We start from the raw sequence: 11,219 nt of genomic DNA, 5'->3' as shown, positions 1-11,219 counted from the left end.
ACAAGGCCGCTACCCGCGGCGCCGCAGGTTGTCGACGAAGCGGTTCAGCTCGATGATCGGGTCGTAGGCAGCGTTGTCCACGGCGACCAGCGGCCCCTGCTTGCCCTCGTAGATCGCATCGAAGGCCCGCTTGTCGGCCGTCGCCAGCTCGAGCGCCGCGCTGCGGATCGCGGACTTCAGCTCGTCCGGAAGGGCGTTGAGGTAGGCCATGGGCGAATTCACGATCTGCTCGGACTTGAAGATGATGCGGAAGTCCTCCGCCTTCACCATGCCCTTGCGCGCCATGCGCAGCAGGTTGCTTTCCTGCTCGTCGTTCCACCAGTTCGCGCAGATGTCGACCGTGCCCTGGTTGAGCGCGATGACGGCATTCTCGTGGCTCCCCGTGTAGACGACGCGGCCGAAGAACTGCTCCGGCACGATGTTCATCTTGTTGAGGGCGAAGCGGGGCACGTTGTTGCCCGAGGTGGAGTTGGGATCCACCAGGCCGAGGTTCTTGCCGCGCAGGTCCTCGACGCGCTGGTAGGGGCTGCTCCCCTTCACATAGAACACGGAGTAGTAGCCCTTCGTGCCGTCGAGGTTCGTCTCGATCGCGAAGGCGGTGATCTGCGAGCCCGTCATCAGCGCGCGCGCGAAGGAGGAGGGGCCGTAGGAGGCGATGTGCACGTTGCCCGACCGCTGCCCTTCGATCACCGCCGCGTAGTCGTTGGCGATGCGGAGCGTGACCTTCGTGCCGAGGCGGCGGGAGAGATACTCGATGAAGGGGCCGTAACGCTCCGTCACGCCGGAGGCGTTCTCGGACGGGATGATCGCGAAGACAAGCTCCGGGTAGCGGGCTGCCCAGGGCGCGGCGCCTTGCGCGCGGAGGACGGAGGGGGCGGCCAGCAGGCCGGCCGCGGCGCTCAGCAGGGTGCGGCGATGGGTGATCATGGAGACCTCTTTCGTGTCGGCGGGCATGTCGGCGCCCGTCAGGTATGGGCCAGGAAGGGGCTCGGGGCTGGCCCCATCAGCGCCAGCGGAGCGGTTTCCATCACCTCCGCCGCCTCCAGGCCGTAGAGTCGGCGGGCGGCTTCGGCATCCAGCGCGTCCGGCGTCCCATCGAAGACCAGTCGCCCGGCGGAAAGGCCGACGAGCCGGTCGCAATAGGTGCGGGCGATGTCGAGCGAGTGGAGATTGCAAAGGATGGTGATGCCGTAGTCGCGGTTGATCCGCGCCAGGGCATCCATCACGACCCGCGTGTTCCGCGGATCCAGCGAGGCGATGGGTTCGTCCGCGAGGATGATCTCCGGCTCCTGCACCAGGGCGCGCGCGATGGCGACGCGCTGCTGCTGGCCACCCGACAGATGCTCGGCGCGCTGCGCCGCGAGTTCGGCGATGTCGAAGTGCTCCAGTGCCGAAAGGGCGATCGCACGGTCCGCATCGGACCACAGGCGCAGGAGCGAGCGGTGTGCGGGCACCTTGTTCAGGCGTCCGACGAGGACGTTGGTCAGTACGTCGAGCCGGCCGGAAAGATTGAAGCCCTGGAACACCATGGCGCAGCGCGACCGCCAGTCGCGCAGCGCCTTGCCGCGCATCTCCGTCACGTCGGTGCCGTTCCAGAGAATGCGGCCCGCGCTGGGTTCGGCCAGGCGGTTCACCATCCGGAGCAGGGTGGACTTGCCCGCGCCGGAGCGGCCGATGACTCCGACGAAGGCGCCGCGCGGCACCTCCATGCAAACATCGTCCACAGCGACCCGGCCACTGAAGTGGCGGGTCAGTCCCTCGATAATCAACATGGGGCGGGGCTTAGTGGGACTTGCCGGACATCTCCGTGAAGGAGGCATGAAGCAATGATGACAGACAGGGCCGACGCATGCCGTTCCCCCGCTGGTCTTGGCGTATCAGGAGGGAACCTGCGGACTGAACCGCTCCGGATGTCGAGGGAATGGAGCCATGACGGGGAAGGCACCGAACCGGCATTCGCCTGGGGTCCGCACCACCCGCCTGCCCGGCCTGCAGGGAGCCTGGGCCAGGGAAAGGGCCTGGTGGCCTTGTCGCTCGCGCGCGTGCAGCCGGTGGCGGCGTCGCGGATGCCGGCCCTCGGTGAAAACGCGAGGCCAGGTCCCGGCGAAGGTCAGCGTCTCGGAAGCTGAAAGGACGATTCGGGTTGGCCTGTCAGACCCAGATCGGCAGCCAGAACCTCGGCCGAGCGACGCCAGGAAACAGGCCGGAACCCGTCACGGATTTTCCTCTCGCATTCTTCGATCAGGCCGTCGTCCACGCAAGCCTTCCGGATTATCTCCGTTGCACCTGTCAGGTTATCGGGGTCGATATAAAGGCAGAAATCGCCGCCTGCCTCGGGTACCGAGGCCCTGTCCGAAGCGATGCATAGCTTTCCGAAGGAGAGGCTTTCCGTCACAGGCAGCCCCCATCCTTCGTAGAGGGACGGGAACAGAGTGAAGCGGCAACCCTGGTAAAGGGCGGCCAGCTCCGCATCATCGGGGTTGGTCACGACGACCACCTTGCCGCCAAGATAAGCGCAGTTTTCGAGTTGCTGCATCAGGTCGTTGACCAGCCAGCCGACACGGCCTGCAAAGACGAGTGTTGGCACGGCCTCCGCGGGCATTTCCTCCAACATGCGTCGCCAGGCACCGAAGGCGAGAAGGTGGTTCTTGCGCGCCTCGATGGTCGAAACGATCAGCGCGTAGCCTCCTGGCTCCAGGTTGCTGGGCAAAGCCGCGCCGGTACGAGGCAGGGCTCCCGAGAAGCCAGTTCCGATCGGCATCGTCCGTGCCGGCAGCTTGAGGGAAACGCCCTCGCGTGCAGCCCAGCGTCCTATATCCCGCGCGGTCGCGTTGGAGACGGCAAAAAACTGGTCGACATGCGGAGCCAGACCCCTGAACCAGCGGTCGAACACCTTCACCAGTCCAGCCTCACACCACTCGGGATGCATGAGCGGGATCAGGTCATGCACAAGCAGCATGATGCGTACGGAGCGCCCCTCCAGGGAGCGATTGATGAAGCCCGCATAGTCCGGGTGGGCCCAGGGCGCGCCGAGGATCCCGAAAACATCCCCTGGCTTGATGAGGTCGCGGATGTCGCAGCCATGTTGAGCGGGATCGTCGCTTTGCTGAATCTGGCCGCGCAGCAAGGCCGGGCTGGCCATCAAGGCGCGCCCGCCCTGCCGCAGCACCTCGCCTTGGGCTGAGATCGCTGCGCGCTGCGACCGGTACGCCTTGATCAAGGGAACACGCACCTCGACCGGCATCCGCTCGGCTAGAAAGCGCCCCAGCCGTTGGCGCAACGGTACCGCGGCGCCTCCAGACGCTTGTGGGGACGCCACCCGGGAAGGTTTCTCTTCTGGTACTGGCTCGGAAAGCTTCAGAAAATATTTGCTGATTGCTTCCCAGGGTAAGGTGCGCAGCTTGTCTGCCACAGGATCGTGCCGGCAGAACCGCACGCCATCACCAAGCAGGTTTGCCAGCTCGGCAGATACCTCAAAGGAAACCCTCTGGATGCCGCTCGGACGTGCGTGATGTTGAGCGTATGAGAGGAGATCATCCACATCGAGCCAGAGAGTCATCGGAGGAGTTGTTCCATCTTATGTGCCATCGAGGTGGTTTCTGGTTAGGATAGGCATTTCGGCAGAAGGGTGCCATGCGCGCCTTCCGAGAAGATCGCCGGAGGCGCTTTCGCCTCCTGTCTCTGCCCGCTCAAACACCGCTGGGTTATGTTTCGCTTCATCCGCCACGATCCCGCCGCCCTACGTTGGGAACAGGCCAGGGCACGGCAACGATGCGCAACCGCATGTCCTGAGCTTCGATCATCACGATGCCCGTGGCGGAGGTGAGATCAGCGGACCGTGCTGCGGCTTTGTCCGTGACGGTCCATTTCCAGCCATGAACCACGAGTTGACTGGCGGAATTCACTTTGCACGCCAGCAAAGATAGCAAAAACCATTCAGACCGGCGGACGGGCAGAACAGCCGTCGATCCAGGTCAGCAGCCGGGTCGATGAGGGCGCCCGCCAGCCTTTGATGACCAGCCGGCCTCCGGCAGGCTTATGGACGCTGGCAGGCCGGCGAAGCAGGATCGTTCCGCCGGCACTGCTGCCGCCGGTCATGACAGTCCATCCGGCAGCGTCCTTTCGAACACGCGGATCGCGCGGAACGCTCCCTGCCACATGGGTTGCCTTATCGGCCCGCACCCATGTTGCGGGCCCGGGCAGCCGCGCCGTCCTCAGGTTATGTGCCAGGAGGCGAAGGAGCATGAAATCGGTACACGGCCGGCATGCTGTGACCTGTACCAAGGCATCAGACCCAGAAGGCAAGCCGTCCGCGGAACCGGACAAAAAAGCTCACGGAAACGATGCCGAGGATCGCGGTGTACAGGAAGGCAGCCAACCATGTGAGCGGGCTTCCGCCGCCTTCGACCAGGGGCCCCCGAATGGTTTCCACCAGGGCATAGAAGGGATTGAGCGGCAACCATACGGCCGCCTCCTTCAGCAGTTCCGGCTTCCAGATGATGGGCGTGAGAAAGAAGGCGAGCTGCATCACGTTCGTCACGATCGGTCCGATGTCGCGGAAACGGGCACACACCATGCCGAGCAGGAGCGACGCGAAGAAGGCATTGACCAGAAGCAGGGCGACGCCCACCAGCGCCAGCAGCCCCTCGAACCCGGGAAGCTTCCAGAAAATCAGCAAAACCAGCAGCATCAGCGGAAGATTATGGGCCGCAGTGAGAGCGTTCCGGAAGACGGTGCGCAGAGCATGCACGGTGAAGGGAACGCGCAGCTGACGGATCACGCCTTCGGCGCCCGTCATGGTGACGCAGGCGTCACCCACGATGGCGGAGATGACGTTCCAGGTCACCAGGCTGACGGACAGATGGGGCAGGTAATCCGCCAGGCTGAACCCCAGCAAGCGGGAGTAGAGCAGGCCCAGCCCCACCAACATGGCGGCCGTCGACAGCGTCACCCAGAACGGCCCGATGACGGAACCGCGGTAGCGGTTGCGTAAGTCAAGGCGGGCGAGAGCCCAGGCAAGGCGCCAGGAGGCAAGGCCGTCGCGCAGGTCCGCGTAGGCAACCTCCCCGCGGCGCGGCAACCCAGCGTCGAACACGTAGGTCTCGGATTGAGCAAAGGAATTCTTCAGCATCGCCTGGGATTGTATGATGATCTATAGCTCGTCTGCCAGTCCCGCGACCCCGCCTGGTGGAACTGCTCCCATCAAGCTGAACGCCCGGCCAAGCGAGGCTGAGCGGAATGAACGCGCGGGGTGAGGATATCCGCAGGCCTGGGCGCCGATGGACTTCGCCGCAGCCGATGAGGGAACTCGCCCGGTGACGGCGGCACCCGGCCCGGGATGGATGCGGGCGCCGTCGCTCCCGAGTGCCTACACCCCGGTGTCGTTGACACGGTCGCACGCCGAAGCCGGTGAAACCGCCATCGGCCTTCCTCCCCCCTCCTCGAGCGGACACGGGGTGCGGCCTGAGCGATCCCGGCCCGGGCTTTGTGGCCAGCGGCCGGGCGGAGGCAGTGCCGGTCGTGAAAGCCGCGGAGGAGGGGGCGGCGCGGCCCTGACGGGTTGCCGGCTCCCGAAGGGCACCTCCTTGATCAGCCAGCGCCGGAGGCTGCCCGGCGGCACCCTCGCCAAAGCCGAGGCTGGGCAGGGAGGGAGGGAGCCCTCGCAGCCCGGCCCGCCGCACAGGCCATCCCCTCGCGCAACCTCTCCACCTCCGGGCAGCGCCGCAACGCCCGCGATTGGCGCGGATGGCTCAGCGCGCCACCTCAATCCGGATTGGCAAAACGGCGCCAGCATCGGAAATTGCCCGGAACGACTAGGCCTTGCTGGGGTCGTAAGGCTTCCTTACCATCTGTTTCGAAGGGGGAGGACGGACATGGAAGCGGCGGCACGCGTTCCCGTGCTGATCGCCGGCGGCGGGCCCTGCGGCCTGATGCTGGCCATCGAGCTGTCCCGCCGCGGCATCGGCGTGCTGCTGGTGGACGACAAGCCCGGCACGACCTTCAACCCCCAGGCCAACGCGACCCAGGCGCGCACCATGGAGCACTACCGCCGCCTGGGCTTCGCCGACGAGATCCGGGCGCTGGGCATGCCGCCGGACTATCCCACGGACATCGCCTACTTCACGCGCTTCGCCGGGCACGAGCTGGCGCGCTACCGCCTGCCCTCCGCGCGTGAGGCGCGGGCCAGAGTGGCGGGGCTGTCGGGTTCCTGGAGCGCGGCGGAGCTGCCCCACCGGGTGTCGCAGAAGTTCGTCGAGCGGGTGCTGCGCGCCAAGGCCGAGGCGGCAGGGGCAAAGCTTCTCTATGGCTGGCGCCTGGTCCGCTTCGCCGAGGAGGAGGGCGCCGTTTCGGCGGAGATCGAGGCGGTGGACGGCTCGGCCCGCCGCGCGCTCCGGGCGGATTACCTGGTGGGGGCGGACGGGCCGCGCTCCTTCGTGCGGGCGCTGCTCGGCATCCGCTATGGCGGCTCCTCCCGCGTGCCGCGGGACTTCATGGGCGGGCGGATGTACGCCCTCTATCTCCGCTGCCCCCGCTTCCACGAGGAGGTGCCGCACGCCCCCGCCTGGATGCACGTGACCTACAACGGGGACCGCCGCGCCTTCATGGCCGCGGTCGACGGGCACGGCGAGTTCGCCTTCCACACGCAGCTTCGCGACGGCGAGAACGAGGACGGCATCACCGAGGCGCGGGCACGCGACATGTTCGAGCACGCGGTGGGCCGCCCCGTCGCCGCCGAGATCCTCTCCCGTTCCGCCTGGACCGCCGGCCACGCGCTGGTGGCCGAGGGCTTCGGGCGGGGCCGCGTGCTGATCGCGGGGGACGCCGCGCATCTTTTCACCCCGGCGGGCGGCCTCGGCTACAACACGGCGGTGGAGGACGCGGTGAACCTGGGCTGGAAGCTGGCTTCCGCCCTGCGCGGCATCGCCGGCCCCGCCCTGCTGGAAAGCTACGGGGTGGAGCGGGGCGCGCTGGCCCGGCGCAACACCGCCTATGCCCGCCGGCTCGCGGACTCGCTCGGCTATCGCCCGGCGCCGCCGGAGCTGGAGGATGAGACCCCCGCCGGCGAGGCCGCCCGGCGCGAGGCGGGCGCGCATCTCGAGGCGCATGCGCGGATGGAGTTCAACATCCCCGGCATCACCTTCGGCGGGCGCTACGACGGATCGCCGGTGATCGTGCCGGACGGCACGGCGGCGCCGCCGGACGAGCCCAACCGCTACGAGCCCAGCGCCTGCCCGGGCGGCCGCCCGCCCCATGCCTGGCTGGCCGACGGCCGCTCGCTTTACGACAGCTTCGGGCCGGAATGGACCCTGCTGCACCTGGGCCCGGCCTCGGCCGAACCCTTCGCCCGGGCGGCGGAGGCGGCGGGGATGGATCTGCGCGTGGTCTCGCCGGAAGCCGAGGGGCTGCGCGATCTTTACCAGCGCGACCTCGTGCTGATCCGGCCGGACCACATGGTGGCCTGGCGCGGGAACGATGCCGGGGCGGCCGCGGCCGTGCTCGCGCGGGCCATGGGGCATTGAGGCGCCGCCTCCCCTTGCGGGGCTGGCGGGTTATGCTGCGCACAAGCACGGGACGCACCGGCCGGCGCGGCACGGATGCGCGGGGGAGGAGAACGCGATGATCAAGCGTGAGCAGTTCGGGCGCAGGCGGTTCGGGCGGGCGGCGGCCTTGCTGCCCCTGGCGGCGCTGGCGCCCCGCGCCGCGGGCGCGCAGGGGCGCATCCCGGACGGGCCGGTGACGGTGGTGGTGCCCTATACCCCCGGCACAGGGCCCGACATCCTGGGGCGGCTGATCTCCGCGCCCCTGCAGCAGCGCTTCGGCCAGCCGGTGGTGGTGGACAACCGCGCCGGGGCCAGCGGCAACATCGGCACCCAGTTCGTGGCCCGCGCGGCGCCGGACGGGCGGACGCTGATGCTGCAGCCCAACACCTTCATCATGAATCCCAGCCTGTTCAAGCAGGTGCCCTACGACCCCATCAACAGCTTCGTGCCGATCATCCAGCTCAGCGTGGGCGACCTCGTGGTGGTGGTGAACCCGGACGTGGCCGCCCGCAACGCGAAGGAACTGGCCGATCTGGCGCGGGCCAAGCCGGGGGAGCTGGACTACGGCTCGCCCGGGGTGGGCACCCCGCAGCACCTGGCCATGGCGCTGTTCGGGCTGACGGCCAACGTGCAGATGAACCACGTGCCCTACCGCGGCGCGGCGCCCTCGCTGCAGGACCTGATCGGCAAGCGGCTGGCGGCCATGGTGCTGCCCGTGCACACGGCGCTGCCGCTGGCCCAGGCCGGGCAGATCCGCCTGCTGGCGATCTGCGGCGAGACCCGGAGCGATGCGACCCCGGACGTGCCGACCCTGGCCGAGAGCGGCTTCCCGGGATCGCAGGCCGACCTCTGGTTCGGCCTGTTCGGTCCGGCGGGGCTGCCCGGGGACTTCGTGCAGCGGGTGAACGCCGACCTCAACGTCTGGCTGGGCGACCCGCGCACGCGCGAGGCGTTGCTGGCACAGGGCATGAGGCCGGCCGGAGGCACGCCGGAGGTGCTGGGAGCGCTGGCCAAGCGGGACCTCGCGCGCTGGGCCGACGTGATCAGGCGCGGCAACATCTCGGCGGATTAGCGCGGCCGTGCCGGATGCGCCCCCCTCCGCCGCACCCGTCGAAGAGAGCACGGAGGACTGGCGCCGGCGCAATGTCGGGCGGCTGCTGAACGAGGCCGTGAGGCGCTTCGAGAGCCGCGTGCTGGAACGCCTGGCGGAGCAGGGCTTCCATGGCGTGCGGCTGGCCCATGTCGGCGTGACGCGAAACCTCGACGTCGCCGGAACGCGTCCGACGGAACTCGCCTACCGTGCCAGCATGACCAAGCAGGCCATGGGGGAGCTGATCGGGCAATGCGTCGATCTCGGCCTGGTCCGGCGGGAGCCGGACCCGGCGGACGGGCGCGCCAAGATCGTGCGCTTCACCGACCAGGGTCTGCACTTCCTGGAACACTTCCGCCGGGCGGTGGTGGCCGCGCAGGGGGAGATGGGCGAGAACCTGGGCGAGGAGCGGGTGAGGGCGCTTCTCGAAACCTTGTGGGATTACGTGCACCCGGACGGGACCTGAGCGGGTCGCCTCCATCCTTGTTTCATCCTACGATACGCCTGACGATGCGGGCGTGACCTCCACCGGGATCCGCACCCTGTCGGCCGCAACATCGCAACAGGATGAACCCGTGACGCCTGGACGGACGCTGCTTCAATCGTTGGGCGAGCCCGGGGCGGGCAGCCGCTCGGGACGGGGTTCCGGGAGGCGGCTGCAAGCGGCCTGCGGGGCCGCCGCCCTGCTGCTTCTATCCTTTCCGGCGGCGGCGCAATCCGTCGGGGAGTTGCGGGCGCAGCTGAACGCCCTGCAACGCCGGATCGACCAGTTGGAGGCGGCGCAGCGCCGCGCCGAGCAGCGGGCCCCGCGTGGCGCCGCGGCGCCGGCCCCCGCGGCGGTGGCGGCGCGGCCTGCACCGGAGGGGACCGGGCGGCCGGCAACGGGCCAGGCAGCCGGGCAACCACCGGTGCGGACGCTGGACGCCGCGGCGGGCAACAGCATGTCGCGCGAGAGCAGCACGCAGGGGCCGCCGCAGGTCACCTCCGCCATCCCCGTGCAGTCGCAGCGGGAGGCCCCGCTGAGCCAGTGGCGCGGTTCCTTTCCCGGCTCTTTCCGGGTGCCGGGAACGGACACCTCCGTGCGGCTCTACGGCTTCGCCAAGCTCAACGCCTTCGGCGACCTCGGTCCCCGCAACCGCTCGGACTCGATCAGCGGGCAGTCGATCCCGCTGGAGCGCGGCGCGGCGGGAGCGCGGACGGGCGGGGACTTCCAGGCGAGCGCCCGGCGCTCCCGCCTCGGCATCGAGACGCGCACGCCCTTCGACGGCCTCGGCGAAGTGCGCACGCAGGTGGAGTTCGATTTCGCTGGCCAGAACACGGACCTGACCACCCAGGCAACCTCGAACGCCTATACCCCGCGCCTGCGCCAGGCTTTCGCCGAGTTCGGGCAGTTCGGGGCGGATGGCTGGGGCACGGTGCTGGTCGGGCAGTCCAACACCCTGTTCGGGGATGCCACGCTGCTGCCCCTGCAATGGCTCAACGACTGGACGCCGCTGGGCGCCAGCAACGTGCGGCAGGCGCAGATCCGCTACTCCCGCCGCCTGGAAGGTGGCGTGACGATCAAGGCCGCGCTGGAGAACGGCTACAGCGACATCGCCGCCACCTCCGGCACCAGCTATCCCGACGCCAATGGCGGGGCGGGCTTCGGGGTGAACCAGGTGCCGGACCTGACGGGGCAGGCGATCCTGGAAGGCGACTGGGGCTTCGCCGCGCTGCGCGGCGTGCTGCGCCAGGTGCGGATCGACAACCGCGGCGCCGCCAGCCCCGCCGCGCGCTACACCGATTCCGCGCTGGGTTTCGGGGTGGGCGCGACCGGGGCGTTGAACCTGCTGGACAAGCGGCTGATCCTGGCCGGCAGCGTGCAGTACGGCGAAGGGCTGGGGCGCTACCTCGATTCCAGCTCCGCCGGCTTCGGCGCCGTGTCCAATTTCGGCCTGCCCGCGGTTCAGGGCGGGGGCCGCGACATCGACACGGTGGGCGTGCTGGCCGGGCTGGTGGGGGCGCAGTACCACTTCACGCCCTCGCTTCGCAGCAACCTCTCGCTCCACGGGGTGCGGCTCACCTATCCCGACTACGTCCGCGCCTTCGCCGGCTGCGCCGGCGCCGGCGCGGGCTCGGTCTGTGACGGCGTGAACCAGGAGATCTGGGCGGGGGCGATCAACCTGATCTGGAGCCCCGTGCGCCCGGTGGACCTCGGGATCGAGTACATCCACACGGAGCGCACCCTGCAGAACCGGAACCTGAACGGCGTGCGGGGCGGCCAGTCGGACCGCATCCAGGCCTCCGCCATCGTGCGGTTCTGAGGCGGCGGGCCGGGCCGGCCACCCCGCGCCCGGCAAAGCCCCCGGTAAAGGAGGACCCGGCCCCTCCGTGGGAGCGGGACGCCCTCCCGGCCCGGGGTTTCCCTTGCATCCGACCGGCCTGATCGCCTAATGGGGTCCGGCTACCGGGGGTCTGACTCCCGGTCGCGCACCCGTACCCGGGTGTCTCCCGAACAGGCCCGACCGGGCAAGACGTGTCATCCAGCCGGCCGCGCGCGGCGGCAGAGGGATGGGGCGCAGGACCCAGGCGGCGCGCTGCGCCCCGCC

Annotated in this window: 9 protein-coding genes; 4 read left to right on the top strand and 5 right to left on the bottom strand. The window is 69.2% G+C overall.

What is annotated here, in order from left to right:
* Nucleotides 1-9: 9 nt before the first annotated feature.
* The 5 genes from phnD to ACFFIC_RS22990 all read right to left on the bottom strand — a co-directional run bounded on the left by phnD (nt 10) and on the right by ACFFIC_RS22990 (nt 5,131).
* Complete coding sequence (phnD, locus tag ACFFIC_RS23010; RefSeq protein WP_377054740.1) at nt 10-927, bottom strand: phosphonate ABC transporter substrate-binding protein; 918 nt, start codon at nt 925-927, stop codon at nt 10-12.
* A 38-nt stretch (nt 928-965) separates the two neighbouring features.
* The gene (gene phnC / locus ACFFIC_RS23005; RefSeq protein WP_377054738.1) at nt 966-1,772 is read right to left on the bottom strand and encodes a phosphonate ABC transporter ATP-binding protein; all 807 of its coding nucleotides are present in this window, start codon (nt 1,770-1,772) and stop codon (nt 966-968) included.
* A 338-nt stretch (nt 1,773-2,110) separates the two neighbouring features.
* Nucleotides 2,111-3,559, bottom strand: a complete 1,449-nt coding sequence (locus tag ACFFIC_RS23000; RefSeq protein WP_377054736.1) for a glycosyltransferase family 4 protein — start codon at nt 3,557-3,559, stop codon at nt 2,111-2,113.
* Between the two features lie 377 nt (nt 3,560-3,936).
* Nucleotides 3,937-4,098, bottom strand: coding sequence for a hypothetical protein (locus tag ACFFIC_RS22995; RefSeq protein WP_377054734.1), 162 nt, complete (start codon nt 4,096-4,098; stop codon nt 3,937-3,939).
* Nucleotides 4,099-4,288: 190 nt separating this feature from the next.
* Nucleotides 4,289-5,131, bottom strand: coding sequence for an ABC transporter permease (locus ACFFIC_RS22990; RefSeq protein WP_377054732.1), 843 nt, complete (start codon nt 5,129-5,131; stop codon nt 4,289-4,291).
* Between the two features lie 742 nt (nt 5,132-5,873).
* Here ACFFIC_RS22990 and ACFFIC_RS22985 point away from each other — a divergent pair.
* From ACFFIC_RS22985 to ACFFIC_RS22970, 4 genes are all read left to right on the top strand, one after another.
* Complete coding sequence (locus tag ACFFIC_RS22985) at nt 5,874-7,520, top strand: FAD-dependent oxidoreductase (protein ID WP_377054730.1); 1,647 nt, start codon at nt 5,874-5,876, stop codon at nt 7,518-7,520.
* Between the two features lie 97 nt (nt 7,521-7,617).
* The gene (locus ACFFIC_RS22980; RefSeq protein WP_377054728.1) at nt 7,618-8,613 is read left to right on the top strand and encodes a tripartite tricarboxylate transporter substrate binding protein; all 996 of its coding nucleotides are present in this window, start codon (nt 7,618-7,620) and stop codon (nt 8,611-8,613) included.
* A gap of 7 nt (nt 8,614-8,620) precedes the next feature.
* Nucleotides 8,621-9,097: a MarR family winged helix-turn-helix transcriptional regulator gene (locus tag ACFFIC_RS22975; protein ID WP_377054726.1), complete on the top strand. Its 477-nt coding sequence runs from the start codon at nt 8,621-8,623 to the stop codon at nt 9,095-9,097.
* 109 nt (nt 9,098-9,206) lie between these two features.
* Complete coding sequence (locus ACFFIC_RS22970; protein ID WP_377054724.1) at nt 9,207-10,934, top strand: porin; 1,728 nt, start codon at nt 9,207-9,209, stop codon at nt 10,932-10,934.
* Nucleotides 10,935-11,219 lie beyond the last annotated feature (285 nt).

Source organism: Muricoccus vinaceus (genome assembly GCF_042433125.1).
GTDB classification, from domain to species: domain Bacteria; phylum Pseudomonadota; class Alphaproteobacteria; order Acetobacterales; family Acetobacteraceae; genus Roseomonas; species Roseomonas vinacea.
This window is presented reverse-complemented; position numbering and strand designations above follow the sequence as displayed.